We start from the raw sequence: 24429 nt of genomic DNA, 5'->3' as shown, positions 1-24429 counted from the left end.
TGGGACGGGCTGCCGCGCCACAGTCTACAGCCAACCAGCCCGCGCGAACGAGAAAGTATCGCTGACGCCGACGACGACGTGATCGAGCAGCCGCACGTCGACGAGCTCGAGCGCGTCTTTCAGCACGCGCGTCAGGCGGCGGTCTTCCGCGCTCGGCTGCACCGCGCCCGACGGATGGTTGTGCGCGACGATCAGCGCCGCGGCGTTCTGTTGCATCGCGCGGCGCACGATCTCGCGCGGATAGACGGCCATCCGCGTGAGCGAGCCGCGCGCGAGTTCCTCCATGTCGATCATGCGGTTGCGGGCGTCCAGATAGACCGCGACGAATACTTCGTGCGGGAGCGTGCCGATCTTCATTCGCAGGCAATCCTCGACGGCGCCGGGCGAATCGATCTGCATGCCGTCCCGTGCCTTCTCCTCCAGCATGCGCCGGGCGATCTCGGTGACCGCGACCAGCCGCGCGGAGCGCGCGGGGCCGATGCCGGGGTGTGCCTCGAAATCGTCGGCGCCCGCTTCGAGCAATCCGCGCAGCGACTTGTACTGCTTGATCAGATCGCGGGCGATGACGAATACGTCGTGACCGGGCTTGCCCGTGCCGAGCAGCAGCGCGATCAGTTCGTCGTCGGTCAGCGCGGCCGGCCCGCGTTCCAGCAGCCGCTCGCGCGGCCGCTCCGGCCGCCAGTCGCCCGGGCGGCGCCTGCGCCGGTTGATCGGGATGACGCGGGCGGGCGGATCGGCCGGCGCATCGGTGGTGTCGCGGCATTGGGCCGACGGCAGGATGAGGCGGGGTGACAGCATGGTCTGAACTCCATTGGCGGCGGGCGGCGTGCGCGACGTCGTCGCACTTTCCGCCTTGCACGCTCAGGTGACTTACAATATTGGCTTTGCGCCGGGCCATTCGGCCGTAGCGGGCGCCGACCGAACGAGTAATTCATGAGCCTCATCGATCTATCCGAAGTGAAGCCCGGTTCCCACGTCACGTTGCATTACCGGCTGGCACTGGCCGACGGCGCCGACATCGTCAACACCTTCTCGGACAAGCCGGCCACGCTGTTGCTGGGCGCGGGGCAACTGGCGCCGTCGCTGGAACAGATTCTGCTCGGGCTCAGGGTCGGCGACCACTCGACTTTTCAGCTAGCGCCCGATCAGGGGTTCGGCCCCCGCAATCCCGACATGCTTCAGCGCGTGACGCTGTCGACGCTGCGCGAGAACGGGATGGTCGGCGACGATTTCACGCCGGGCGAGCTCATCGAGTTCAACGCACCGGATGGCGGCCGCTACGCGGGGGTGCTGAAGGAAGTCAGCGAGACCTCGGCGCTGTTCGACTTCAATCATCCGCTCGCGGGCCAGGCGCTCACGTTCGAAGTGAAAATCATCGGAATCCTGTAATCATGAGTACCACCGATACGCTGTCCGCGCAGACCGTCGCCGCCGACGCCGAAATCCTGCTGGCCCAGCCGCGCGGTTTCTGCGCGGGCGTCGACCGCGCGATCGAGATCGTCGAGCGCGCCATCGCGATGCACGGTGCGCCGATCTACGTGCGTCACGAAATCGTCCACAACAAGTACGTGGTCGAGGATCTGAAGAAGAAGGGCGCGATCTTCGTCGAGGAACTCGAGGAAGTGCCGGCCGGCAACACCGTGATCTTCAGTGCGCACGGCGTGTCGAAAGCCGTGCGCGACGAGGCGGACGTGCGCGGGTTGCGCATTTACGACGCAACCTGCCCGCTCGTCACGAAGGTGCACGTCGAAGTGGCGAAGATGCGCCAGGACGGCGTCGACATCGTCATGATCGGACACAAGGGCCATCCCGAGGTCGAAGGCACGATGGGCCAGGTCGAGCGGGGCATGCATCTCGTCGAAAGCGTCGAGGACGTGCAGAAGCTCGAGCTCGCCGATCCCGAGCGCATCGCGCTCGTCACGCAGACGACGCTGTCCGTCGACGACGCGGCCGAGATCATCGGCGCGCTGAAGGCGAAGTATCCGAAGATCCGCGAGCCGAAGAAGCAGGACATCTGCTACGCGACGCAGAACCGGCAGGATGCGGTGAAGTTCATGGCGCCGCAGTGCGACGTCGTGATCGTGGTCGGCAGTCCGAACAGCTCGAACTCGAGCCGGCTGCGCGAAGTGGCCGAAAAGCGCGGGGTGGCCGCGTACATGGTCGATGCGCCGGATCAGATCGATCCGGCATGGGTTGCCGGCAAGCGCCGCATCGGCGTGACGGCCGGCGCGTCGGCGCCCGAAGTGCTCGCCCAGGCCGTGATCGCGCGGCTGCGCGAGCTCGGCGTGCGCAACGTCCGCGCACTCGAGGGCATCGAGGAAAACGTGTCGTTTCCGCTGCCGCGCGGGTTGAACCTGCCGCCCGCGGCCTGATTGCCGCATCGCACCCAGCGGAATACCGAAGCGCGCCCGTCGGCGCGCTTTTTTTGTGCCTAGAAATTCACATCGCAACCGTTATTCCCAAGCATGGTGCAACCCGGTTGCTCCGGGCGCGCCCAATCGTGTCTCAAAATTGGTTGCAATGCAGGAAAACCCCATCGAATCAGGATTATTGGCGTCCTATAAATGGAGTTACAATGCGCCCGTTTTCAAGCCGGAATGGCTTTGAAACGGGTTTTGGCAAGGCGCGGGAGACCATTCGATGCATGTGAAGTTGGCTTACGCCGTGTCCGTCGCCGCACCGGTTGCAATGTTTGCCGGCTGCAGCAAAAAGAGCGACGGCGGGGCGGCCAGGGAGGCTGCGGTGTACGCGGCACCGGCGGCCACCGGCGTGCGCGTCGCCGGAACCGGACCTGCGGCGCCATCGGCGCGCCGTATCGCGCAACTGGGCAGGGACAAGGAAAACGGGGCACGTTTGACGATCGAGGAAATCAACACGCATGGCCTGGCGATCGGGCCGGCAGCGGGCATGCAGGTTGTAGCGCGGCAAGTGGCGGGTCCACGGATGGCGGACGATCGCGGCGCTGCCGGTAGCGTGCCGAAGCCATTGTCTCCCCTTCAATTCGATTCGACGAAACAGCGCGCTGCCGCGACCGACCGTGTCGCGGCGCGCAGCCTGGTTCGTACGATGGATTCCGATGCAGTCCTGACGAAAGTCGGGCGCGCCCGTCGCAACGCCTTCCCGGGCGACGCGGCGCGGAATCCGATCCGTCCTGGCGCGATGCTTGCATGGCACTGGACGGGCCAAGGCACGGATGCCGGGAAACCGGATGACGGCCGTCTCGGCATGCTGCCCCACGACTTCAAGGAGGCCACGAACACCGTCCTCGACGTCGTGACGATTTAGCGACGGGACTCATGACGGCACCGGAACAGTGCGGTGCCGTTTTTGTATCCGCTCCGGCGGCAGGTCCGGCCGTACAGGCCGGGCGGCGCGCGCCGGGACGATCCACCCTTACCGGTATCGACTAGTACCCGCAGTGCCGCCGAGAAGGCGCGATTCCTCGCTTACCCGCGGGGCGCAACGTCCTCCGGCAGCACGGGCCAAGGAGCTTTAAATGGATATTTTCGTCCAGCAGGTTCTCAACGGGCTGGTGCTCGGCAGTGTGTACGCCATCATCGCGTTGGGATACACGATGGTGTACGGCATTCTCGGCATCATCAACTTCGCGCACGGCGACGTGCTGATGATCGGCGCGATGGTCGCGCTGTCGGCCATCACCGTGCTGCAGAACCACTTTCCCGGACTCGGCAACGTCGCGACGCTGACGATCGGCCTGGGCATCGCCGCGGTCGTCTGCGCGTTCGTCGGCTTCACGATCGAGCGCGTCGCGTACCGGCCGCTGCGCCGCGCGCCGCGCCTCGCCCCGCTGATCACCGCGATCGGCGTGTCGATCCTGCTGCAGACGGCCGCGATGATCATCTGGTCGCGCAACCCGCTGCCGTTCCCGCAATTGCTGCCGACCGACCCGATCAACGTGATCAAGGCCACCGACACGACGCCCGGCGCCGTGATCTCGGTCACCGAAATCGTGATCATCGCGGTGGCGTTCATCGTGATGGGCGGCCTGCTGCTGCTCGTGCACAAGACCAAGCTCGGCCGCGCGATGCGCGCGATCGCCGAAAGCCCGAATACGGCAAGCCTGATGGGCGTGAACCCGAACTTCGTGATCTCCGCCACGTTCATGATCGGCTCCGCGCTCGCCGCGCTGGCCGGCGTGATGATCGCGTCCGAATACGGCAACGTGCACTTCTACATGGGCTTCATCCCCGGCATGAAGGCGTTCACGGCCGCGGTGCTCGGCGGGATCGGCAACCTCGGCGGCGCGATGGTCGGCGGCGTGCTGCTCGGCCTGATCGAGCAGCTCGGGGCCGGCTACATCGGCAACCTCACGGGCGGCGTGTTCGGCAGCAACTACCAGGACGTGTTCGCCTTCGTCGTGCTGATCATCGTGCTGGTGTTCCGTCCGTCGGGCCTGCTGGGCGAACGTGTCGCGGACCGCGCGTAACGGAAGGGGAGCAAACAACATGACATCCATTCAACCGATCGAATCGTCGACGTCGCTCGTCGAAGAGCGCAACACCGCCAAGACCGTCGTCATCGGCCTGCTCACTGCCGTCCTCGTGATCGCCGCGCCGATCGTGATCGGCTCGGCCGGCGGCAACTACTGGGTCCGCGTGCTCGACTTCGCAATGCTGTACGTGATGCTCGCGCTGGGCCTGAACGTGGTGGTGGGCTTCGCCGGCCTGCTCGACCTCGGCTACATCGCGTTCTACGCGGTGGGCGCCTATACGGCCGCGCTGCTGAGCTCGCCGCACCTGACCTCGCAGTTCGAGTGGATCGCGGCGCTCGCGCCGAACGGGCTGCACGTGCCGTTCCTGATCATCGTGCCGATCGCGATGGCGCTCGCGGCGACCTTCGGGATCCTGCTCGGTGCGCCGACGCTGCGCCTGCGCGGCGACTACCTGGCGATCGTCACGCTCGGCTTCGGTGAAATCGTCCGGATCTTCATGAACAACCTCGACCGTCCGGTGAACATCACCAACGGCCCGAAGGGGATCACGGGCATCGATCCGGTGCACGTCGGCGGCTTCAACCTGTCGCAGACGCACTCGCTGTTCGGCTTCCAGCTGCCGTCGGTGTACATGTACTACTACCTGTTCGTGCTCTGCTCGCTGCTGGTGATCTGGGTGTGTACGCGTCTGCAGCACTCGCGTATCGGCCGTGCGTGGGCCGCGATCCGCGAAGACGAGATCGCCGCGAAGGCGATGGGCATCAACACCCGTAACGTGAAGCTGCTCGCGTTCGCGATGGGCGCGTCGTTCGGCGGCCTGTCGGGCTCGATGTTCGGCGCGTTCCAGGGTTTCGTGTCGCCCGAGTCGTTCACGTTCTGGGAATCGATCGTCGTGCTCGCCTGCGTGGTGCTGGGCGGCATGGGCCACATCCCGGGCGTGATCCTGGGTGCGGTGCTGCTCGCGATTTTCCCGGAATTCCTGCGCTCGACGATGAGCCCGCTGCAGCATGCGCTGTTCGGTCATGACATCGTCGATACGGAAGTGATCCGTCAGGCGCTGTACGGCCTCGCGATGGTCATCATCATGCTGTACCGCTCGGAAGGCCTGTGGCCCGCGCCGAAGCATGAGGACAAGATCGCGAAACTGGCGAAGCGCAACAGCAAGAAGCCGGTGCGCGCTTAACCTACGGACAAGGGGATAACCACATGAGCGACAAGCAAATCCGACTGTCCGTCTCGGGCGTGAACAAGCGCTTCGGCGGGCTGCAGGCGCTGTCCGACGTCGGCCTGCAGATCAAGGAAGGCGAGATCTACGGGCTGATCGGCCCGAACGGCGCCGGCAAGACCACGTTCTTCAACGTGATCACGGGCCTCTACACGCCGGACTCCGGCGACTTCAAGCTGGACGGCCAGAACTACACGCCGACGGCCGTGCACCAGGTGGCCAAGGCCGGCATCGCGCGCACGTTCCAGAACATCCGCCTGTTCGGCGGGATGACGGCGCTCGAGAACGTGATGGTGGGCCGCCACGTGCGCACCAAGCACGGGCTGCTCGGCGCGGTGTTCCAGACGCCGGCCGAACGCCAGGAAGAGCGCGAGATCAAGGAACGCGCGATCGAGCTGCTCGACTACGTCGGCGTGCTGCAGTACGCCGACTACACGTCGCGCAACCTGTCGTACGGTCACCAGCGTCGTCTGGAAATCGCCCGTGCACTGGCCACCGACCCGAAGCTGCTCGCGCTCGACGAGCCGGCAGCCGGGATGAACGCGACCGAGAAGGTCGAACTCACGCGCCTGCTCGACAAGATCCGCTCGGACGGCCGCACGATTCTGCTGATCGAGCACGACGTGAAGCTCGTGATGGGGCTGTGCAACCGGATGACGGTGCTCGATTACGGCAAGGTGATCGCCGAGGGTCTGCCGCAGGACGTGCAGAAGAATCCGAAGGTGATTGAGGCATATCTCGGCGCAGGGGTGCACTGATGGCAGCGGCAATGTTGAAAATCAAGGGCTTGCAGGTCAACTACGGCGGCATTCAGGCCGTCAAGGGCGTTGACATGGAAGTCCGTCAGGGCGAGCTCGTGACGCTGATCGGTGCGAACGGCGCCGGCAAGACCACGACGATGAAGGCGATCACGGGCCTGAAGCCGTACTCGGCGGGCGACATCGAGTACGACGGCACGTCGATCAAGGGCATCCCGCCGCACGAGCTGCTCAAGCGCGGCCTGGCGATGGTGCCGGAAGGCCGCGGGATCTTCGCGCGGATGTCGATCATCGAGAACATGCAGATGGGCGCGTACCTGCGCAACGACAACGAGCAGATCAAGAAGGACGTCGACCGGATGTTCGGCTTCTTCCCGCGCCTGAAGGAGCGGGCGACGCAGCTCGCGGGCACGCTGTCGGGCGGCGAGCAGCAGATGCTGGCGATGTCGCGCGCGATTCTGTCGAAGCCGAAGCTGCTGCTGCTCGACGAGCCGTCGATGGGTCTGTCGCCGATCATGGTCGAGAAGATCTTCGAAGTGGTGCGCGAGATCTCGAAGGAGGGCATCACGGTGCTGCTGGTCGAGCAGAACGCACGCCTCGCGCTGCAGGCGGCCGACCGCGGCTACGTGATGGATTCGGGCATGGTCACGATGGAAGGCGACGCGAAGCAGATGCTCGACGATCCTAAGGTGCGCGCCGCGTATCTGGGCGAGTAAGCGATCGAATGAACGGGGCCCGGCCGCGCATGGCGCAGCCGGGCTGTCGAAAAGCCGTCACGGGAAACCGTGGCGGTTTTTTTTCGTGTGGCGGGATTCCGATCGTGCCGACCGACGCGCTCCGCGATCCGCTGCCGGACGCGGGGCCGATCGCGCGCCGAATCGCGCCGCGGCCGGCGGCGGTCTTACGCGGCCGGCAGCGTCTTGCCGAACGAGATGCGCTCCTCGACGCGATAGCCGAGCGCCGCATAGAAGCGGCATGCGTCGTCGTTGCCGGGCAGCACCTGCAGGTTGATCTTCAGGCAGCCGCGCGCGGCGAGCGCGCGTTCCGCATGCGCGATCAGCGCGCGGCCGACGCCGAGCCGGCGCGCGTCGTTCGCGACGCCGAACGAGTAGAGCCAGCCGCGATGTCCGTCGAAACCGGCCATCAGCGTGCCGACGACGCGCGCCCCGCACGTCGCGACGAAGAACAGTTCCGGCTGCGTCGCGAGCTTCAGCTCGATCGATCGCAGCGGATCGCGGTGCGGCGGCGCGCCGGCTTCGTCGTAATGCGGGAACGCGTCGCGCCATACCGCGAGCACGGCATCGGTGTCGGCGCGTTCGAACGGGCGGATAGCGACAGCATCGGCGACGGCATCCATCGCGGCGGTCTCCTTACAGCGTGTCGAGGATCGACCGCAGCATCGCCATCATCTGGTCGATCTCTTCGGTCGTCACGTTGAGCGCGGGCATGAAGCGCAGCAGGTTCGGCCGTGCGGCGTTCAGCAGCAGGCCGTCGGGCTGCATGTCGCGCGCCTTCTCGACGATCTGCGGGCCGATGTCCTTGCCGAGCAGCAGCGCGCGCAGCAGGCCTTCGCCGCGTTCGCCCTCGAAGCCGCGTTCCTCCGACAGCTCGAGCAGCTTGCGCTTCAGATACTCGCCGCGCGCACGCACGCCTTCGAGGAAGCCGGGCGCGACGAGCTGCGAGATCACCGAATAGCCGACCGCCGTCATCAGCGGGTTGCCGTTGTACGTGCCGCCCTGGTCGCCGGCCTCGAATACCGCGACGTCGGCCTTCGACAGCAGCGCGCCGAGCGGTGCGCCGCCGCCGATGCCCTTCGCGAGCGTCATGATGTCCGGCTCGATGCCGGACAGCTCGTACGCGAACAGCGTGCCCGCGCGGCCGCAGCCGCTCTGCACTTCGTCGACGATCAGCAGCAGGTTGTGCTGCTTCGTCAGCGCGCGCAGCGCCTGCATGAATTCGCGCGTCGCCGGGATCACGCCGCCTTCGCCCTGGATCGGCTCGAGCATGACGGCGACGGTCTTGTCGGTGATCAGCTTCTCGACCGAGTTGATGTCGTTCAGCTCGGCCTTCGGGAAGCCCGGCACCTGCGGCGCGTAGATCGTGTCCCAGCCCGGCTTGCCGCTGGCCGACATCGTCGCGAGCGTGCGGCCGTGGAAGCTGTGGTCGAACGTGATGATCTCGTACGCGCCGTCCTTGAACTTGCGGCCCCACTTGCGCGCGAGCTTGATCGCGCCTTCGTTCGCCTCGGCGCCGCTGTTCGTGAAGAACACCTTGTCGAACACGCTGTGCTGCGTGAGCAGGCCCGCGAGCTTCGCCATCGGCTCGTTGTAGAACGCCGGCGACGGGTTCAGCAGCTTTTCGGCCTGCGTCTTCAGCGCCTCGACGATGCCGTCGTTGCAGTGGCCGAGGCTGTTGACGGCCCAGCCCTGGATGAAGTCCAGATAGCGCTTGCCCGTGTGATCGTAGAGCCACGAACCCTTGCCGTGCGTAAACACGATGTCGGGGCGGTTCGTGATGTACATCAGCGAGTCGATCGGGTAATCGTTCAGGGGCATGGCAGCAGACTCCAGCGGGCGTTGAAAGGGAAACGGGCAATAAAAAAGCCACGGAAGGCCGTGGCTGGTGGGTCGAACAGCTTGTGCGTAACCGGTGAAGCGGAGGAGGGTTACGCGCGAGTCCGTGACGAGCCGGCGGCATCCGGGCGGAGCGGCGAGCGGCGACGTCGGAGAGCGGACAGGAAGCGGTTCATGTGCGCAAGCATAAGGCATCCCGCGCCCCACTGTAAACCGCCGCGATGCCACGGATGTGACACGGGCGGCGCGCAGCGGGGCGCGTTCAGGCGCCCGGCGCTCAGACCGGATGCGCGAGATCGGCGGCGCTCGTGAACGAGTCCGCGTAGAACTCGTCGGCCGGCAGCGCGTGGTGCTGCGTGAAATCGCGCTGCGCGGATTCGACCATCACGGGCGCGCCGCACGCGTACACCTGGTGGCCGGACAGATCGGGCAGGTCCTCGATCACCGCGCGATGGACGAAGCCCGTGCGGCCGGTCCACTGGTCGGCGTCGTCCGGTTCGGAGAGGACCGGCACGTACTTGAAGTTCGGGATCTCGCGCGCCCATTGCTCGGCGAGCTCGGCGAGGTAGATGTCCTTCTTGCGGCGCGCGCCCCAGTAGAGCGTCATCGGGCGCGTGATGCCCGAATGCTTCACGTGCTCGATGATCGCCTTGATCGGCGCGAAGCCGGTGCCCGACGCGAGCAGCACGATCGGCTTGTCGGAATCCTCGCGCAGGAAGAACGTGCCGAGCGGGCCTTCGAAGCGCAGGATGTCGCGCTCCTTCATCGCGCCGAACACGTGGTCGGTGAACTTGCCGCCCGGCATGTGGCGGATGTGCAGCTCGATCGGGCCTTCCTCGTGCGGCGCGTTCGCCATCGAGTAGCTGCGGCGCGAGCCGTCCTTCAGGATGAACTCGACGTACTGGCCCGCGAGGTACTGCAGGCGTTCGTTGGCAGGCAACTGCAGCTTCACCACCATCACGTCGTCCGCCTTGCGTTCGAGCGCGGCGATGCGGCACGGCAGCTTCTTGACCTGCACGCCGTCGACGCCGGCGATTTCACGCACGTCGATCTCGAGATCGCATTGCGCCTTCGAGCAGCACAGCAGCGCGAGGCCGCGCGTGCGTTCGTCGTTGGACAGCGCCGACGCGGCGTGCGGGCCCTGTTCGATCTGGCCCGACACGATCTGGCCCTTGCAGGAACCGCACGCGCCGTTCTTGCAGCCGTACGGCAGGTGGACGTTCTGGCGCAGCGCGGCCGCCAGCACGGTTTCGTCCGACTCGACCTGGAATTGCCGGCCGCTTTGCTTGAGAGTGACGTTGAATGCCATAGAACCAAACTAGAACAAAATGGGGGGACCGTGCATGTCGCGCACGGCAGCTACAATGCAAAACCGTTGCGCGTCGCGCAACGGCGGCTACTGAATCTCGCAACCAACATGATCGCGACACGAATCCTGCGCCGGCCGCGCGTATTGATCGTCGGCTGCGGCGACGTCGGCATGCGCTGCGTCGCGCAATGGCGTGACGCGCGCCCCGACCTGCGCATCCTCGCGCTGACGAGCCACCCGGCTCGCCGCAGCGAATTGCGCGCCGCGGGCGCGACGCCGATCGTCGGCGATCTCGATCGCCCGGCGACGCTCCGTCGCCTCGCGGGCGTCGCCCGCACGATCCTGCATCTCGCGCCGCCGCCATCCGACGGCCGCGACGACCGGCGCACGCGTGCGCTGATCGCCGCAACGTCCATGCCCGCGCGTCGGCCGTCTCCGACGGCACCGGCGGTCGGCCGGCTCCGACGGCTGCGCACCGTGGCGCGACAGGCCGGCGCGCCCGTTCGGGCAGCGCGTATTGTACCCGACGGTCTTCGCGCGCCGAGGCTCGTCTATGCCAGCACGACGGGCGTCTACGGCGACTGCGGCGGCGCGCGCATCGACGAAACGCACCCGCTGCGCCCCGCGAACCCGCGCGCGTTCCGGCGCGTGTCGGCCGAGCGGCAACTGCGTGCGGCGACGGTGCGCGGCGTGCTGTCCGCGCGCATCGTGCGCATTCCGGGCATCTACGCGGCGAACCGCCTGCCGGTTGCGCGGCTCGAGCGCGGCACGCCGGCGCTCGAGCCGGCCGACGACGTCTACACGAACCACATCCACGCGGACGATCTCGCGGCGATCCTGCGTCGTGCGGCCGAGCGCGGCAAGCCGGCGCGCGTCGTGCACGCGTCGGACGACACCGAACTGCGGATGGGAGAGTATTTCGACCGGGTCGCGCAGGCGCTGGGTCTGCCGAGGCCGCCGCGCGTGAGCCGCGCGGACGCCGAACGCCTGCTCGAGCCGACGCTGCTGTCCTTCATGCGCGAGTCGCGGCGCCTGTCCAACGCACGGCTCAAGGCCGAATTGTGCGTGACGTTGCGCTATCCGACCGTAGACGATTTCCTTCAAACGCTCGCGCCGGGCAGCGCGTCAGGTGAGCGCCGGTAACGCCTCGATCAGCAGGAAGCACAGCAGCGCACCGATCAGCGCGCCGATCAGGTTCGGGTGATATTTGTGCTTCAGATGCATCGTGGCCAGCAGCCCGCCGATCACGATGACGCCGATGACCGCGAACGCGATCATCACGGACGACAGTTCGAAAGAATGGTTGATGTTCATGATGTCTCCCCCTGCATCGCCGCTCTTGCAGCTTGTGATTTCAGTATAGCGGGGGAACCTGCGGCCGAGAGGCGGCCGGACACCGAACGGTCGTGCGGATTTTCCCTTACAGGGTTTCGACGGGATTGCGCAGCGCGGAAAGGTCGGCTTCGTCGAGCCAGCGCCATGCGCCGGGCGCGAGATCGGCCGGCAGCGTGAAGCCGCCGATGCTTTCGCGGTGCAGCAATTCGACGCGGTTGCTCGCTGCCGCGACCATCCGCTTGACCTGGTGGTACTTGCCTTCGAGGACGGTCAGCGCGAGCGTGTGCGGGGTGCGGGCGTCGGCGGCGACGGCCGCGATCGGCTTCGGCTCGCCATGCAGTTGCACGCCGGTGCGCAGCGCGTGCAGTTGCGTGTCGTCGAGCGGGTGGCGCACGGTCGCGACGTAGGTCTTCGGCACCTTCCGCTTCGGCGACGTGTACGCGTGCACGAACTGGCCGTCGTCCGACAGCAGCAGCAGGCCGGTCGTGTCCTGGTCGAGCCGCCCGACGCACTGCACGCCGCGCGCGACGAGCGGCGCCGGCAGCAGGCTGAAGACGCTCGCATGGTGCTGCGGATCGCGCGAACACTCGTAGCCGGCCGGCTTGTTGAGCGCGAGATACGCGCGCGCATGGAACGGCCATGCGGCCTCGTCGACCTCGAACACGAGGCCGTCGGTGTCGAAGGTGGCGTCCGGGTCGGTCGCGGCGGCGCCCGCGACGGCGACGCGGCCCGCCTCGATCAGGCCGCGGCACTGGCGGCGCGAGCCGAAGCCCTGGGTGTAGAGAATGCTTTCGAGATCCATAGCGCGCGCATTTTATCAAGCGGCGGCGTAGGGCCGGCATGAACGCGCATGCGCTGGTAAGCTGCCGGAACGCCGTGCGGTGCGCGGCGCCCGCCCATTCTTCACGGACAGTTCATGCGTTTCGATTCATTCCCGTTCGGCCGCCACGCGGCCGCCGTCATCGTCGCAGCAACCGTTTCGTCGGCCGCGTTCGCGCACGCGCATCTCGCGAAGAGCGACCCGGCGTCGGGCGCGATGCTGGCTGCCGCACCGGCCGCCGTCACGATCGACTTCACCGAGCCGCTGGAGCCCGCATTCAGCTCGATCGTCGTCGTCGACGCCGACGGCAAGACGGTGTCGAACGGCCGCGCGCGCATCGACGCGTCGAACCGCAAGCGCATGACGGTGCCGCTCGCGGCGCTCGCCACCGGCGCGTACACGGTGAAGTGGGTGGCCGTCGCGACCGACGGGCATCGCACGCAGGGCGCGTACGGCTTCGGCGTGAAGTGACGCAACGGGGGCGGCAGGCCTGTGCCAGGGTTGCTGCCCGCCTCTATCCGACAGGGAGTCTTCCGCATGAATCCGACGACGCTCGACGCACTCGCCGATTTCCCCCGTCAACTCGAAGCGCATTTCGCGGCCGTGCCCGACGGCTATGCGCGCTGGACGCCCGACGACTGGGCCGGCATACCGAGCGAGCATTTCTCGCCGCTCGGGCAGCTCTGCCACGTGCGCGACATCGAGATCGACGGCTATCACGTGCGGCTGCGGCGCATGCTCGACGAAGACCGGCCGCTGCTCGTGTCGATCGACGGCGACGCGCTCGCGGTTCAGCGGCGCTACGACGACGCGTATGCGTCCGACGTGCTCGCGGCGATCCGCGACGCACGGCGCGAGACGCTGGCGCTGCTGTCGCGCCTCACGCCCGAACAGTTCGAGCGTACCGGCGAATTCGACGGCTACGGCTCGCTGACCGTGCGCGGGCTCGTCCATTACCTGTGCAGCCACGACCAGCAGCATCTGGCCGGCATGCAGTGGCTGCTCGGCAAGATCGACGCGGCGCTGTACGCGCGCTGAGCCGGCCGCCGGCCGCGCGATCGACAGCGGAATCCGGCGTCGCCGTCGGTGCGGAAGACCTCCTTGCGCGGCTTCGACTGGATCGATTTTCTGGATAATCCATCCAGCCGCGGCCGGCTGATCGGCGGGGCGCGTGTGCCTACACTCCTAGCTTCGTTCAACGAAAAAAGGAGTCAACCGTGGCAACTCATACGCTCGCAGACAAGGTCGTCCTGATCGCAGGCGGTGCAAAGAATCTCGGCGGCCTGATCGCCCGGGACCTGGCGGGCCACGGCGCGAAGGCGGTGGCGATTCACTACAACAGCGCGGCGTCGCAGGCGCAGGCCGAGGAAACGGCCGCCGCGGTGCGCGCGGCCGGCGCGGAGGCCGCAACGTTCCAGGCGGACCTGACGACGGCGGCCGCGGTCGAGAAGCTGTTCGACGACGCGAAGCAGCGCTTCGGCAAGATCGACATCGCGATCAACACGGTCGGCAAGGTGCTGAAGAAGCCGTTCACCGAGATCAGCGAAGCCGAGTACGACGAGATGTTCGCGGTCAACAGCAAGTCGGCGTTCTTCTTCATCAAGGAAGCCGGGCGGCATCTCGAGGATCACGGCAAGCTCGTCACGCTCGTGACGTCGCTGCTCGGCGCGTTCACGCCGTTCTACGCGGCGTACGAAGGATCGAAGGCGCCGGTCGAGCACTTCACGCGCGCGGCGTCGAAGGAGTACGGCGCACGCGGCATTTCGGTGACGGCCGTCGGGCCGGGGCCGATGGACACGCCGTTCTTCTATCCGGCCGAAGGCGCCGACGCGGTCGCGTATCACAAGACGGCCGCCGCGCTGTCGCCGTTCAGCAAGACGGGGCTGACCGACATCGAGGACGTCGTGCCGTTCATCCGCCATCTCGTGACCGACGGCTGGTGGATCACGGGCCAGACGATCCTGATCAACGGCGGCTACACGACCAAGTAACCGGGGGCCGCTTGCGGCCGCGCGGCGCACCGCACTGGCGCGTTTGCGTGGACAATGGACGGGCGCGCGGCGGCGCGGTCGCGCGCCCGTTTTCTCCGTGCCGCCGAAGCCGGCCGCGATGCGCGGCGGCCGGCGGCGACCGCCGTTCGAACCCGGGTTTCCCGCCGATGGACAAGCTGGATCAGGTCAGGATCTTCCTGCAGGTTGCCGAGATGGGCAGCTTCATCAAGGCCGCGCATGCGCTCGACGTGCCGCGCGCGACCGTATCGGCGGCCGTCCTGCAGCTCGAGACGGCACTCGGCACACGGCTGCTGCACCGCACGACACGCCAGGTGCAGCTGACCGCCGACGGCGCGCTGCTGGTCGAACGCGGCCGGCGCCTGCTCGCGGAAGCCGACGACCTCGACCGCCTGTTCCGGCGCCGCGACCGCGACGTGGTCGGGCGGCTGAACGTCGACGTGCCAAGCCGGATCGCGCGCCGCGTCGTGGCGCCCGCGCTGCCGTCGCTGTTTCGCCGCCACCCGAAGCTGCAACTGTCGCTCGGCTCGACGGACCGCGCGATCGATCTCGTGCAGGAGGGCGTCGACTGCGCGATCCGCGTCGGGCGGCTCGCGGACAGCAGCCTCGTCGTGCGGCCGCTCGGGCAGTTCACGCTGATCAACTGCGCGAGCCCCGACTACCTGCGCGAATGCGGCGTGCCCGAGCATCCGGATGCGCTCGCGCGCGGGCACTGGGCGATCGGCTATGCGTCGCCGACGACGGGGCGCGAGCTCGGCTGGGAATACTGCGCCAACGGGCAGCGGCACGTGCTGACGCTGCCGAGCCGCGTGATCGTCAACAACGCCGAAACCTATATCGCCAGCTGTATCGCCGGAATGGGGCTGATCCAGATTCCGCGCTTCGACGTCGAGCATCTGCTGGCAAGCGGCGCGCTCGTCGACGTGATGCCCGGCCATCGCGCCGAGCCGATGGACGTGTCGGCCGTGTATCCGCACCGGCGGCACCGCTCCCGGCGGCTCAACGCGTTCGTCGAGTGGTTCGGGGAGTTGATGGCCGATGCATTGAACGGCGCGGGCGCGAGCAGCAGCGGCGATTGAAGGCGACAACGCGCGGGTTTCCGCGGGCCGTGCCGCCGTTCGTCGGCCCGTGCGCCGAGCGCGCCGCGGGCGCTCAGGCGGCGAAGTGCCGTGTGCGCCCGGTGGCCCGTACCGCGTCGATCAACGCGGCGCCGACGCCCGCGGGCTTCGACGCGAACGCGTAAAAGCGCGCGGCCGGCAGCGCCGGCAGGCCGTCTTGCGGCCCGCACGCGCGCAGGCCGTCGCGCAACTGGCTGCGCGCGAGCGCCGTGACCGCGAAGCCGGCGAGCGCGGCCGACATGCAGCCGGCCATGCTCGCGCTTTCGAACAGCACGCGAAACGGCCGTAGCGCCGCCGCGAGCGCGGAAACCGCGGCTTCCCGGTACACGCACGGCTCCGGAAACAGCGCGAGCGGCACGCGTTCCTCGGCGTCGAGCGCCGTATCGGCCGCGAACGCCCACACGAGCGGCTCTTCCCACAGCAGCTCGCCGGGCGTGTCGACCTGTCGGCATTGCTTGCCGAACACGACGTCGAGCCGGCCGAGCGATTGCTCCCGCAGCAGCGACGCGGTGATGCCGACCTTCAGTTCGATCGAGGTGTGCGAATGGTTGTCGCGGAACGTGCGCAGCACCTGCGGCAGCCACGTGCAGGCGAAATCCTCGGACGCCCCGACCCGCAGCGGCCCGTGCGCCGGCGCGCCGCGCAGCCGGGCGCGCACTTCGCGCTCCATGTCGACGATGTTGCGCGCGTACGCGTACAGCGTGTCGCCGGCCGGCGTCAGCGCGATCCGGCGGGTCGTGCGCGCGAGCAGCACGGTGCCGGCCGCCTGTTCGAGCCGCTTGATGTGGCCGCTGACGGCGGACGGCGTCAGCGCGAGGCGCTCCGCGGCCGGCGCGAACCCGCGGCTGTCGACGACTTCGAGAAACGTGCGCAGCAACGCGATGTCGAGCGCGGTCGAGGCGGGCGAGGGCGACGGTTCCATGGATCAATTCGACGCAATATATGAGTAATGAATGATGATACTCCGTGAATCGTGATGAAAGGCCGGCCTACCATCGTATGTTCAAGCCCCTTTGGCGGAGTACACGATGACGACCTATGCGCATGCGACGACCGCGTCGCTCGACATTGCCTATCTCGAATGGAACCCGCGCGGCGAACGCGTGGCCGTGCTGCTGCATGGCTGGCCGGACAGCCCGGTCGGCTGGGAGCCGGTGGCATCGGCGCTCGCCGCGCGCGGCTATCGCGTGCTGGCGCCCGCATTGCGCGGCTTCGCGCCGACGCGCTTTCGCGACGCGTCCGTGCCGCGCAGCGGCCAGCTCGCGGCGCTCGGGCGCGACCTGCTCGAATTCGTCGATGCGCTCGGTATCGAGCGGCCCGTGCTGGTCGGGCACGACTGGGGCGCTCGCGCGGCCGCGAACGCGTGCGGGTTGCAAGACGGTGTTGCATCCCAGCTCGTGATGCTGTCGGTCGGGTACGGCACCAACGATCCCGCTCAGCCGCTGTCACTGCAGCAGGCGCGCAACTACTGGTATCACTGGTTCATGGCGACGCCGCGCGGCGAGCAGGCGCTGCGCGACGATCGGCGCGCGTTCGCGCGCCTGATGTGGGATACGTGGTCGCCGCCGGGCTGGTATCGCGACAGCGATTTCGACGCAGCGGCCGTCGCGTTCGACGGGCCCGACTGGATCGACGTCGTGCTGCATTCGTATCGGCAGCGCTGGGGCTTCGCGCCGGGCACGCCGGCCTATGCCGACGACGACGCGCGGCTGAACCCGGCGCCCGTGCTGGCGGTCCCGACGCTCGTGCTGCATGGCGGCGCGGACGCCTGCAATCATCCGGACAGCTCGGCCGGGCGCGAGCGGTTCTTCGCCGGGCGCTACGCGCGGCAAGTGCTGGACGGCGTGGGGCACTTCCCGCAGCGGGAGGCACCGGCGGCGGTCGCGGACGCGATTCTCGGGTTCTGCGAGCCGGGTTGACGCGCGCCGGCCGGCCCGGCGCGCGAAGGATCAGCCGCCGACGCGCGGCGCGAGCAGGTCGGCGAGCCCGATGTTCCTGAACATTTCGCGGCGAATGCGATCGCCGACGCGGAACACTTCCTCGGCACCGTCCTGCGACGGATCGACGAACACGCGGTAGGGGCGCTTGCCGGCCGGCGCCGCGACGAGCTCGGCAATCGCCGTGGCGACGGCGCCGGCGTCGGCGTCCGCCGGCTCGAGCGCGGCGAGGCCCGTCAATGCCTGGTCGGCGACGCCCGCGTACGGCCCGCTGTCGTAGGCGGCCTGCACGGCGGTATCGGCCGGTTTGCCCGCGTGGAGAAAGTGATTCGTGCCGCGGGTGAACGCGCCCGGCACGACGATCGACGTTTCGATGCCCCAGCGGGCGAGTTCGGCCGCGTAGGACACCGCGAGCGAGTCCATCGCGGCTTTCGCGGCGAAGTAGGGCGCGAGGAACGGTGGGGTGCCGCCGCGCGCCGACGAGGACGACACCCACACGAGCAGGCCGCGGCCTTGACGGCGGAGGTGCGGCAGCGCCGCGCGGTTCACGCGCTGGGTCGACACGACGTTGACGTCGTAGAGCTGCGCGAGCTGTTCGGGCGTGAAGGCTTCGGCCGGCCCGAACACCATGTGGCCCGCGTTGTGGACGACGACGTCCAGACGGCCGTGGTCGGCGATCACGCGCTCGATTGCGGCATCGATCGATGCGTCGTCGCCGACGTCAAGTTCGATGGTGCGCAGATCGACGCCGTGTTCTTGCGCATAGGCGGCGACGGCGGCGGCGCGCGGCGCGTTGCGCCCGGCGAGCTCGCGCATCGACGCGTAGACCGTGTGACCGGCGCGGGCGAGCGCCTGGGCCGTCAGCAAGCCGAAGCCGCTGGACGCACCGGTGACGAGGACGACTTCCTTCATGAGCGATCTCCTGGCGAAAAGACGAATGGCCGCGAGCGGTCGGTCAGCACATGCCGCCGTTGGCGCGCAGGATCTGGCCGTTGATCCACGCGCCGTCGGGGCCGGCGAGGAATGCAACGACGCGCGCGATGTCGTCGGGCTGGCCGAGCCGCTCGAGCGGGTTCAGCTTCGCGAGCCGATCGACGAGTTCCGGACTCTTGCCCTGCAGAAACAACTCGGTCGCGACGGGCCCCGGCGCGACAGCGTTCACGCGGACGCCGCGCCCGCGCATTTCCTGCGCCAGCACCTGCGTGAGGCTTTCGACCGCCGCCTTGCTGGCGACGTACACGCCGTAAGTCGGCATGCGCATGCCGATCACGCTGGTCGACAGGTTGATGATGCGTCCACCGTCGCGCACCCGCCTGGCCGCTTCGCGGCAGACGTTGAACGTGCCTTTCACGTTGATCGCGAACGTTTCGTCGAACAGCGCATCGTCGCAGTCGGCGATGGCCGCCAGCTTCATCACGCCCGCGGAATTGACCACCACGTCCAGGCCGCCGAATGCGTCGTGGGCGCCGTCGAACAGCGCGGCCACGGCCGCCGGGTCGGCGACGTTCGCCTGCACCGCGACGGCATGGCCGCCGTCGGCGACGATCGCGTCGACCACTTCGCGGGCCGGGCCGGCGCTGCCGGCATAGTTGACGACGACCCGGAAGCCGTCCCGGGCGAGCTGGCGGGCGATTTCCGCGCCGATGCCGCGCGACGAACCCGTGACGAGGGCGACCTGTTCCGATGTGCTCATGTCCTGCTCCTGGTGAATGGGTGAATGCCGTTCGATCCGGCGACAGGACTACTGTAGGCTTCCTCGATCAATAAAAATAATGAATAATGATAAGTAGATGAATGACTAAAAGTATGTCTCATGGGATTCGACAGCAGGTTGCTCAGTGGTATCGGCGTGCTCTCGGCGGTGATCGAGGCTGGCACCTTCGCGCGGGCGGGCGAGGCGATGGGGCTGACGCAACCGGCGGTGAGCCGCGCGGTCGCGCGGCTGGAAGAGCGGGTCGGCATCCGGATCTTCAACCGGACGGCGCGCGCGATCACGCTGACCGACGAAGGGCGACGCTTTTACGAGGCGGTCGCGCCGCTGCTGGCCGGTATCGAGGAGGCGGCGCTCGACGCCGGCCAGGCGAAGGCGCGCGTGAGGGGGCGGCTGCGGGTCAACGTTGACGGCACGTTCGGCCACTACGTGCTGGCGCCGCGGATGGCGGAATTTCTCGACCGCTTTCCCGATCTGTCGGTCGAGATCAGCGTGCGGGACCGGATGGGCGACCTCGTCGCCGACGGCTTCGACGTGGCCGTGCGCTTCGGCATCCCGGAGCCGTCGTCGTATCGAGCGCGACTGCTGCTCGAGACGCGCGTGCTGACCTGCGCGTCGGCGGCCTACGTCGCGCGTCACGGCGAGCCGCGGCACCCTCGGGATCTCGCGGACGGTCACCGGTGCGTGCTGATCCGCGATCCGGTGACGGGGCGACCGTACGAATGGGAATTTCATCGCGGCAAGGAAGTCGTGCCGGTCGACGCCGCCGGCAGGCTGATGGTCAACGATACGGGCGGGCTGCTCGGCGCGTGCCTGGGCGGCGTCGGCATCGCGCAACTGCTCGAGCTCTATGCGCGGGACATCCTCGCCGAAGGGCGGTTGGTCCTGCTATTACCGGAATGGACCGACGAGACCTTCCCGCTTTACGCGTATCACCACGCGTCGAACCTCGTTGCCGCGAAGGTGAGGGTGTTTCTCGACTTCGTCCGCGAGTTGACGGGCTGAGGACGGCAGGCCGCTGTCGGTCACTCGACGCGGTGAGGAACGCGCGGCCAAAACAAAAAACCCGCGAAGCGGCGAGCTTGCGCGGGTTTCGACAGTGGCAGCACGGGATGCTGCGAAAGACTGGTGCCAGGGCCGGAATGAAATTATTCGCTGTGAGGCCCGTATTGTAAGGGGATTGCTTGGAGGGTGTTGTGGAGTTGCCCCCGGAGTTGCCCCCGCGCTGCCGGCGCAGCCACTATACGGACAGATCAAGGTCCATTCTTGCCTCGCCAGACGCGAAATTTTCTGGAGAGTTGGAGATAACGGCTCAACTCGGCCTGTCTGCCTTATCTGGCGGGGCTTTGGTCATCTCCAAGTGTATCTCCAACACACCTATTTTTCTGGAGATAAGTTTGGAGATAAGCGTCGAATGCATCGAGCCACGTCGACCAGCTCGGGAATTGCCCCGCCGTCTGGGACGCTGCGCGCAAAGAATTTCCCGTGCCGCCACTCCTCCGCGCGCAGAAACAGAAACGGGCCTTGCGGTCCGTGAAAAGTGAACTTGGTAGGAGAGGCGTTACGCCGCGTCGCGTACCCGCATGATTGTCTGGCGGCTCGTGCCGAATTGTCGGGCGAGCGCGGCCACGCTCGCCCCCGCGTCCAGCTCGCGCAGCACCTCCGCTCGCTGTTGGTCCGACAGGGCGGACGGCCGTCCCATCGCCTTGCCTTCTGCCTTAGCGCGAGCGATGCCGGCATGCGTTCGTTCGATCAGCAGATCGCGTTCGAACTCGGCCACCGCGTTCAACACCTGCATCGTCATCCGGCCGGCCGCACTCGTCAGATCGACGCCGCCCAAGGCGAGACAATGAACCCGGATACCGCGCTCGGCCAAACCCTCGACCGTGGCCCGCACATCCATTGCATTGCGGCCGAGCCGATCGAGCTTCGTCACGATCAGCACATCGCCTTCTTCCATCCGGTCAAGTAACTTTGCGAAGCCCGGCCGCTGATCGGCGCTCACGCTCCCTGAGATGCTTTCCGACACGACGCGGCGCTTGTCGACCGAGAAGCCGGCCGCCTCGATCTCGCGTAGCTGGTTCGCGGTGGTCTGGTCGGACGTGCTGACGCGGGCATAAGCGAAGGTTCGGGACATATCGGGCACTCAATCTGTACGAAATAGATGTCCGAATATAAACGCCTGTCCAAAATACTTCAACCCTTATTTTTGGACAGGGCGGAAAGGGGTTGTCCGAAAGGGATCGGTTTTGGACAGGCGCATTTGATTGGAGGCCGATTGCCTTCTGGTCGGTCGCTGGGACAGACAGGAAGTGCCACTATTCGAACTACAACAACCAACCCGTTTGAGTCCTTAGGCACTTCCTCGTGACGACGGCGGGTTTCAAGTCTCAAACGGTCGCTGCCTCCGATCGATTAGCATATGGCGATGTCGCCGTTGAAGCGGGCTGCAAATTCGCTCCGATTACGTCTAATATGAGGGCCTAGCAATGATCACAGAAGCCAAATTCAATCGACTCTCCATTGCGGTTCGTGATTTCGAAAAGTGCATAGAATTTGCGGAAGAAGCGAAAGGCCACTCTCAATCTAGCCTTGCATACGAAGCAATCGTCTTTGCCGCAATCGTGTGCTATTACAGGCCATTTTCGCCAAACGAAAGGGGGCCGGCTGAGGCGACCTCGAAGCTGGAGCTTGGTGACTTCGGAAACTTGACAGCGCCTGAGATTGAACTGCACGAAAAATGTAAGGAATTGCGTAACAAAGCGATTGCACATTCAGAATACAAGTACAACCCCACACGTCTTGATACGTCGAGCGGTGTCATAGCAACCATGCCGTTCTCGTTGGCCCAACATGAACCAAATTTGGCAGCCCTATCGACCTTGGCGAGAAAACTAGCCGAGGAGTGCCATCATATGCGAGCAGACTATGTTTGCAGTCGTCGAAATTCTGCCGGATTGGAGTCCGTTCCGGGCACGAATCCTGACGGGAAACGCACCTCTGCCCGCGCAAATTCGACGTAAGACATTTAGAGGAGGGTTTCGATGTTCGGCTGGAGCAAGCGTTCGGACCTACGGCTCAGGTGAGCGGCGCTTAATGGCCGAATTTGGTCCGATGCAAGATGGATGGCCGGTCCGCCACAAGTCGGGCGGCATCCGCCTCAGATCGACCCGCTGCAGCCGTTCGTCGCCGTCACAGCGTTGACCGATTTCACGTTCGAGCACTCATCGGTTGGCGCATCGGTGCCGACCTAACTCTGAAGGCTCCCGCGTCCTGCTGTCGAGCGAAGCAGTGTCTGGCTATACTCTTACTCGCGTACGTTGTTCGGCCTTGCTCGGGGGCGGAATGAATCGATCAAGTGATCCGTACTCGCGGTTAAATAGAATGCTCAATAATCGAGATACTGAGGAAGTGCGCAATGTTGCGAGAAGAACTTAGCAAGATTAAAAGTGCGATCGAAGTATCGCGTTCGGTTGTCTTGAAACTGCCGACAAGATTTGGTTTCAAAGAGCATGATATATACGATTTTAGCGGATTCCTGTCTTTTTTTGATTGGACGCTTAGTGATCGGCCGGTAAAAATAGATATGTCTGAGTGCAAAACGGCCAACTACCAAGCACTCTCCCTATTGGTTTTGTACGCATGGCAGCTTCGTTCCCAAGGTTGCCGCGTCTCGTTTGCCGAATCCGAGGACGGCGAAGGTCCTGGAGCGATGTGGCGCCTGATGGGCGCGAGGGGGCTATTTTCCGTCTTGCCGAATGAAACGCAACGGTTTAATGGTGCGAAGTTTAAGCCATTATTTGCCGTGCGCAACGCAGAAGATTTTAAGCTGGTTATAGAGTCGGCGGAATCGTACACAAAAGATTTTAATGTTGAATATGGCAGCACTCTTCGATATGTTCTTGGTGAGTTGCTTTATAACACCATGGAGCACGGGAAACGATATGCAGGAGAGGCTTTAAAAAATATCCGCATACCGTCGATTGTGCAGTTCACATGGTACAAAAAGAGAAACGAGATACACTTTATTATCGCGGATATTGGTATTGGTGTTAAAGCCCATCTCGAGCAGGCGTATCCAGGGCAGGAATCAGACGAGGCCGCGATAAAGTTAGCGACAAGGGCGAAGGTTTCTGGAACCTTCGGCAGAAACGATCCGTATCGCAATAAAGATAATGCGGGCATGGGTCTTTACATCTCGACGAATATCATAAGACGTCTAAATGCCGACATGTATGTCGTGTCTGGTAACGGGCTCGTGCATGTGTCTCCGCGAGACGTCACGGGACGAACGATGGCGCAGTCTTGGCCCGGCACGTTCGTTCTGGTTACTCTAAAAATTGAAGATAACCCGACGTTTTTCCTGCACAAGCTGATGCAAGAGTTTCGAGAGGCGGCGACAAAGGAGCAAAGTGCTGCTGACACTCAAGAGGCTGACGAACGCTTCTATTTGAGCATCTTCAATTATTTTGGTAGCTACGCCGAAGATAAGGAGGCGGCCATAAAGTTCCGCGATACGCGACTTTTTCCAGCCGTCGAGTCTGGGAAAATAATACTGGTAGATTTTGAGAGAGTTACAAGCTCACCTCATAGCTTCTTGAGCGCTTTGCTAGCGTCTCCGATAAAAGTAATGGGTCTTGCCGCTTTCAAACGAATCAAGATAGTAAATGCACCTCCAGAAATCCGCGAAACAATTGACTTTATTTTTGATGACAATACCTGACGCGTTTTGGGTGTACGTGCGCGCTCCTGCGGAAGGCTGATCCAGCTCGCACGTGTTATACCGATGCTGACATGAATTCGAGGGAGCGGCCGAAGCCGAACGCGGCCGGCCACTGCCCTGTGATGCACGACCGGTGCAGATCGAGCCACCTAGGTCGGCCAAGATTTTTGAATGCGGACGCTCAAGATCCACTCGATTGATAGGGTGAGCAGCCCGCGGACTGGATTCCGCATATTGCTCTCCCCTCGGCGACTGTAAGCCAGCGTTTTTCAACGGCGATTGCTCGGTGAAGCAGACGGTGACAGTTTGCACAGAGTAGAGCCAGGTCAGAGAGGCGCGTGATTCGGATGCCCGTACTTGACAGTGGAATGAGGTGATGGGCTTCGAAATGAGCCTCCTTAAGTGCCGTATTGGTAGAAGGCGGCGGAGCGCCACACATTTCGCAGAACAACTTCCCG

At 65.6% G+C, this 24429-nt stretch carries 27 protein-coding genes; 16 read left to right on the top strand and 11 right to left on the bottom strand.

The window, feature by feature from the left end; genetic code table 11:
• Positions 1–24: 24 nt before the first annotated feature.
• Positions 25–798: a DNA repair protein RadC gene (gene radC, locus CFB52_RS13080; RefSeq protein WP_099316740.1), complete on the bottom strand. Its 774-nt coding sequence runs from the start codon at positions 796–798 to the stop codon at positions 25–27.
• 135 nt (positions 799–933) lie between these two features.
• On the opposite strand from radC, the gene CFB52_RS13075 reads away from it, so the two are divergent.
• The 7 genes from CFB52_RS13075 (at position 934) to CFB52_RS13045 (ending at position 7152) form a co-directional block, all read left to right on the top strand.
• A complete protein-coding gene (locus CFB52_RS13075) occupies positions 934–1389 on the top strand; it encodes a peptidylprolyl isomerase (protein WP_006488950.1) in 456 nt (151 codons plus the stop codon).
• A 2-nt stretch (positions 1390–1391) separates the two neighbouring features.
• On the top strand, positions 1392–2372 hold the full coding sequence (gene ispH / locus CFB52_RS13070; protein WP_059576830.1) for a 4-hydroxy-3-methylbut-2-enyl diphosphate reductase: 981 nt from the start codon (positions 1392–1394) through the stop codon (positions 2370–2372).
• A 268-nt stretch (positions 2373–2640) separates the two neighbouring features.
• On the top strand, positions 2641–3285 hold the full coding sequence (locus tag CFB52_RS13065; protein WP_059576828.1) for a hypothetical protein: 645 nt from the start codon (positions 2641–2643) through the stop codon (positions 3283–3285).
• Between the two features lie 211 nt (positions 3286–3496).
• A complete protein-coding gene (locus tag CFB52_RS13060; protein ID WP_006478051.1) occupies positions 3497–4447 on the top strand; it encodes a branched-chain amino acid ABC transporter permease in 951 nt (316 codons plus the stop codon).
• A gap of 19 nt (positions 4448–4466) precedes the next feature.
• Complete coding sequence (locus tag CFB52_RS13055; protein ID WP_059576825.1) at positions 4467–5636, top strand: ABC transporter ATP-binding protein; 1170 nt, start codon at positions 4467–4469, stop codon at positions 5634–5636.
• Positions 5637–5659: 23 nt separating this feature from the next.
• Complete coding sequence (locus tag CFB52_RS13050; RefSeq protein WP_059576822.1) at positions 5660–6436, top strand: ABC transporter ATP-binding protein; 777 nt, start codon at positions 5660–5662, stop codon at positions 6434–6436.
• Complete coding sequence (locus tag CFB52_RS13045; protein WP_059576820.1) at positions 6436–7152, top strand: ABC transporter ATP-binding protein; 717 nt, start codon at positions 6436–6438, stop codon at positions 7150–7152. Before CFB52_RS13050 ends, CFB52_RS13045 begins: the two co-directional genes overlap by 1 nt.
• 185 nt (positions 7153–7337) lie before the next feature.
• Here CFB52_RS13045 and CFB52_RS13040 read toward each other — a convergent pair whose 3' ends face one another.
• From CFB52_RS13040 to CFB52_RS13030, 3 genes are all read right to left on the bottom strand, one after another.
• Positions 7338–7793, bottom strand: coding sequence for a GNAT family acetyltransferase (locus CFB52_RS13040; protein ID WP_099316739.1), 456 nt, complete (start codon positions 7791–7793; stop codon positions 7338–7340).
• A 13-nt stretch (positions 7794–7806) separates the two neighbouring features.
• Entirely contained in the window at positions 7807–8991 is a 1185-nt protein-coding gene (locus CFB52_RS13035; RefSeq protein WP_099316738.1) for an acetylornithine transaminase, read from the bottom strand.
• A gap of 295 nt (positions 8992–9286) precedes the next feature.
• Positions 9287–10318 carry a CDP-6-deoxy-delta-3,4-glucoseen reductase gene (locus CFB52_RS13030; protein WP_006478058.1) on the bottom strand — a complete coding sequence of 344 codons (1032 nt, stop codon included), beginning with the start codon at positions 10316–10318 and terminating at the stop codon, positions 9287–9289.
• A gap of 108 nt (positions 10319–10426) precedes the next feature.
• Here CFB52_RS13030 and CFB52_RS13025 point away from each other — a divergent pair, with 108 nt between their 5' ends.
• Entirely contained in the window at positions 10427–11461 is a 1035-nt protein-coding gene (locus CFB52_RS13025; RefSeq protein WP_099316953.1) for an NAD-dependent epimerase/dehydratase family protein, read from the top strand.
• On the opposite strand, the gene CFB52_RS13020 is transcribed toward CFB52_RS13025, so the two are convergent.
• Both CFB52_RS13020 and CFB52_RS13015 read right to left on the bottom strand, forming a co-directional pair.
• Positions 11444–11632, bottom strand: a complete 189-nt coding sequence (locus CFB52_RS13020; protein WP_011546000.1) for a hypothetical protein — start codon at positions 11630–11632, stop codon at positions 11444–11446. The genes CFB52_RS13025 and CFB52_RS13020 overlap by 18 nt on opposite strands.
• A 106-nt stretch (positions 11633–11738) precedes the next feature.
• Positions 11739–12455 carry a 16S rRNA pseudouridine(516) synthase gene (locus tag CFB52_RS13015; protein ID WP_059576807.1) on the bottom strand — a complete coding sequence of 239 codons (717 nt, stop codon included), beginning with the start codon at positions 12453–12455 and terminating at the stop codon, positions 11739–11741.
• 114 nt (positions 12456–12569) lie between these two features.
• Here CFB52_RS13015 and copC point away from each other — a divergent pair, with 114 nt between their 5' ends.
• The 4 genes from copC (at position 12570) to CFB52_RS12995 (ending at position 15561) form a co-directional block, all read left to right on the top strand.
• Positions 12570–12944 (top strand): copper homeostasis periplasmic binding protein CopC, encoded by a 375-nt coding sequence (gene copC, locus CFB52_RS13010; RefSeq protein ID WP_059576805.1) that lies wholly within the window; start codon positions 12570–12572, stop codon positions 12942–12944.
• Between the two features lie 66 nt (positions 12945–13010).
• A complete protein-coding gene (locus CFB52_RS13005) occupies positions 13011–13511 on the top strand; it encodes a DinB family protein (protein WP_059576802.1) in 501 nt (166 codons plus the stop codon).
• A gap of 179 nt (positions 13512–13690) precedes the next feature.
• Complete coding sequence (locus CFB52_RS13000) at positions 13691–14464, top strand: SDR family oxidoreductase (protein ID WP_006478064.1); 774 nt, start codon at positions 13691–13693, stop codon at positions 14462–14464.
• Between the two features lie 167 nt (positions 14465–14631).
• On the top strand, positions 14632–15561 hold the full coding sequence (locus CFB52_RS12995) for a LysR family transcriptional regulator (RefSeq protein WP_060311862.1): 930 nt from the start codon (positions 14632–14634) through the stop codon (positions 15559–15561).
• Between the two features lie 73 nt (positions 15562–15634).
• Here the strand turns inward: CFB52_RS12995 and CFB52_RS12990 are convergent, their stop codons facing one another.
• Positions 15635–16522, bottom strand: coding sequence for a LysR family transcriptional regulator (locus tag CFB52_RS12990; RefSeq protein ID WP_099316737.1), 888 nt, complete (start codon positions 16520–16522; stop codon positions 15635–15637).
• Positions 16523–16628: 106 nt separating this feature from the next.
• Here CFB52_RS12990 and CFB52_RS12985 point away from each other — a divergent pair, with 106 nt between their 5' ends.
• The gene (locus CFB52_RS12985; protein WP_099316952.1) at positions 16629–17519 is read left to right on the top strand and encodes an alpha/beta fold hydrolase; all 891 of its coding nucleotides are present in this window, start codon (positions 16629–16631) and stop codon (positions 17517–17519) included.
• A 30-nt stretch (positions 17520–17549) separates the two neighbouring features.
• On the opposite strand, the gene CFB52_RS12980 is transcribed toward CFB52_RS12985, so the two are convergent.
• Together CFB52_RS12980 and CFB52_RS12975 are read right to left on the bottom strand one after the other, a co-directional pair.
• A complete protein-coding gene (locus CFB52_RS12980; RefSeq protein ID WP_099316736.1) occupies positions 17550–18449 on the bottom strand; it encodes an SDR family oxidoreductase in 900 nt (299 codons plus the stop codon).
• Between the two features lie 43 nt (positions 18450–18492).
• On the bottom strand, positions 18493–19230 hold the full coding sequence (locus CFB52_RS12975; protein WP_099316735.1) for an SDR family oxidoreductase: 738 nt from the start codon (positions 19228–19230) through the stop codon (positions 18493–18495).
• A 120-nt stretch (positions 19231–19350) separates the two neighbouring features.
• Between CFB52_RS12975 and CFB52_RS12970 the strand changes: the two genes are divergently transcribed.
• The gene (locus CFB52_RS12970) at positions 19351–20253 is read left to right on the top strand and encodes a LysR family transcriptional regulator (protein ID WP_099316734.1); all 903 of its coding nucleotides are present in this window, start codon (positions 19351–19353) and stop codon (positions 20251–20253) included.
• A gap of 556 nt (positions 20254–20809) precedes the next feature.
• Here CFB52_RS12970 and CFB52_RS12965 read toward each other — a convergent pair.
• Positions 20810–21385: a recombinase family protein gene (locus CFB52_RS12965; protein ID WP_013699112.1), complete on the bottom strand. Its 576-nt coding sequence runs from the start codon at positions 21383–21385 to the stop codon at positions 20810–20812.
• A gap of 352 nt (positions 21386–21737) precedes the next feature.
• On the opposite strand from CFB52_RS12965, the gene CFB52_RS34205 reads away from it, so the two are divergent.
• Both CFB52_RS34205 and CFB52_RS12960 read left to right on the top strand, forming a co-directional pair.
• Positions 21738–22271, top strand: a complete 534-nt coding sequence (locus CFB52_RS34205) for a hypothetical protein (RefSeq protein ID WP_144029739.1) — start codon at positions 21738–21740, stop codon at positions 22269–22271.
• A 395-nt stretch (positions 22272–22666) separates the two neighbouring features.
• A complete protein-coding gene (locus tag CFB52_RS12960) occupies positions 22667–23971 on the top strand; it encodes an STAS-like domain-containing protein (protein ID WP_081075313.1) in 1305 nt (434 codons plus the stop codon).
• Between the two features lie 181 nt (positions 23972–24152).
• On the opposite strand, the gene CFB52_RS35370 is transcribed toward CFB52_RS12960, so the two are convergent.
• Positions 24153–24410, bottom strand: a complete 258-nt coding sequence (locus CFB52_RS35370; RefSeq protein WP_373680957.1) for an HNH endonuclease — start codon at positions 24408–24410, stop codon at positions 24153–24155.
• Between the last annotated feature and the right edge of the window lie 19 nt (positions 24411–24429).

The organism is Burkholderia sp. AU18528, from assembly GCF_002223215.2.
Taxonomy (GTDB): domain Bacteria; phylum Pseudomonadota; class Gammaproteobacteria; order Burkholderiales; family Burkholderiaceae; genus Burkholderia; species Burkholderia semiarida.
The sequence above is the reverse complement of the archived record's forward strand: the minus strand, read 5'-3'. Positions and strand labels throughout refer to the sequence as shown.

What these genes read in the sequence shown, in the direction of transcription:
- CFB52_RS12985 (WP_099316952.1), top strand. Translation starts at nt 16,629, where the DNA reads ATGACGACCTATGCGCATGCGACGACCGCGTCGCTCGACATTGCCTAT.
- CFB52_RS13025 (WP_099316953.1), top strand. Translation starts at nt 10,427, where the DNA reads ATGATCGCGACACGAATCCTGCGCCGGCCGCGCGTATTGATCGTCGGC.
- CFB52_RS13050 (WP_059576822.1), top strand. Translation starts at nt 5,660, where the DNA reads ATGAGCGACAAGCAAATCCGACTGTCCGTCTCGGGCGTGAACAAGCGC.
- CFB52_RS12990 (WP_099316737.1), bottom strand. Translation starts at nt 16,522, where the DNA reads ATGGAACCGTCGCCCTCGCCCGCCTCGACCGCGCTCGACATCGCGTTG.
- CFB52_RS12995 (WP_060311862.1), top strand. Translation starts at nt 14,632, where the DNA reads ATGGACAAGCTGGATCAGGTCAGGATCTTCCTGCAGGTTGCCGAGATG.
- CFB52_RS13005 (WP_059576802.1), top strand. Translation starts at nt 13,011, where the DNA reads ATGAATCCGACGACGCTCGACGCACTCGCCGATTTCCCCCGTCAACTC.
- CFB52_RS13075 (WP_006488950.1), top strand. Translation starts at nt 934, where the DNA reads ATGAGCCTCATCGATCTATCCGAAGTGAAGCCCGGTTCCCACGTCACG.
- radC (WP_099316740.1), bottom strand. Translation starts at nt 798, where the DNA reads ATGCTGTCACCCCGCCTCATCCTGCCGTCGGCCCAATGCCGCGACACC.
- ispH (WP_059576830.1), top strand. Translation starts at nt 1,392, where the DNA reads ATGAGTACCACCGATACGCTGTCCGCGCAGACCGTCGCCGCCGACGCC.
- CFB52_RS13035 (WP_099316738.1), bottom strand. Translation starts at nt 8,991, where the DNA reads ATGCCCCTGAACGATTACCCGATCGACTCGCTGATGTACATCACGAAC.
- CFB52_RS12980 (WP_099316736.1), bottom strand. Translation starts at nt 18,449, where the DNA reads ATGAAGGAAGTCGTCCTCGTCACCGGTGCGTCCAGCGGCTTCGGCTTG.
- CFB52_RS12970 (WP_099316734.1), top strand. Translation starts at nt 19,351, where the DNA reads ATGGGATTCGACAGCAGGTTGCTCAGTGGTATCGGCGTGCTCTCGGCG.
- CFB52_RS13060 (WP_006478051.1), top strand. Translation starts at nt 3,497, where the DNA reads ATGGATATTTTCGTCCAGCAGGTTCTCAACGGGCTGGTGCTCGGCAGT.
- CFB52_RS13040 (WP_099316739.1), bottom strand. Translation starts at nt 7,793, where the DNA reads ATGGATGCCGTCGCCGATGCTGTCGCTATCCGCCCGTTCGAACGCGCC.
- CFB52_RS12975 (WP_099316735.1), bottom strand. Translation starts at nt 19,230, where the DNA reads ATGAGCACATCGGAACAGGTCGCCCTCGTCACGGGTTCGTCGCGCGGC.
- CFB52_RS34205 (WP_144029739.1), top strand. Translation starts at nt 21,738, where the DNA reads ATGATCACAGAAGCCAAATTCAATCGACTCTCCATTGCGGTTCGTGAT.
- CFB52_RS13015 (WP_059576807.1), bottom strand. Translation starts at nt 12,455, where the DNA reads ATGGATCTCGAAAGCATTCTCTACACCCAGGGCTTCGGCTCGCGCCGC.
- CFB52_RS12960 (WP_081075313.1), top strand. Translation starts at nt 22,667, where the DNA reads ATGTTGCGAGAAGAACTTAGCAAGATTAAAAGTGCGATCGAAGTATCG.
- CFB52_RS13055 (WP_059576825.1), top strand. Translation starts at nt 4,467, where the DNA reads ATGACATCCATTCAACCGATCGAATCGTCGACGTCGCTCGTCGAAGAG.
- copC (WP_059576805.1), top strand. Translation starts at nt 12,570, where the DNA reads ATGCGTTTCGATTCATTCCCGTTCGGCCGCCACGCGGCCGCCGTCATC.
- CFB52_RS13045 (WP_059576820.1), top strand. Translation starts at nt 6,436, where the DNA reads ATGGCAGCGGCAATGTTGAAAATCAAGGGCTTGCAGGTCAACTACGGC.
- CFB52_RS13020 (WP_011546000.1), bottom strand. Translation starts at nt 11,632, where the DNA reads ATGAACATCAACCATTCTTTCGAACTGTCGTCCGTGATGATCGCGTTC.
- CFB52_RS13030 (WP_006478058.1), bottom strand. Translation starts at nt 10,318, where the DNA reads ATGGCATTCAACGTCACTCTCAAGCAAAGCGGCCGGCAATTCCAGGTC.
- CFB52_RS13065 (WP_059576828.1), top strand. Translation starts at nt 2,641, where the DNA reads ATGCATGTGAAGTTGGCTTACGCCGTGTCCGTCGCCGCACCGGTTGCA.
- CFB52_RS35370 (WP_373680957.1), bottom strand. Translation starts at nt 24,410, where the DNA reads ATGTGTGGCGCTCCGCCGCCTTCTACCAATACGGCACTTAAGGAGGCT.
- CFB52_RS12965 (WP_013699112.1), bottom strand. Translation starts at nt 21,385, where the DNA reads ATGTCCCGAACCTTCGCTTATGCCCGCGTCAGCACGTCCGACCAGACC.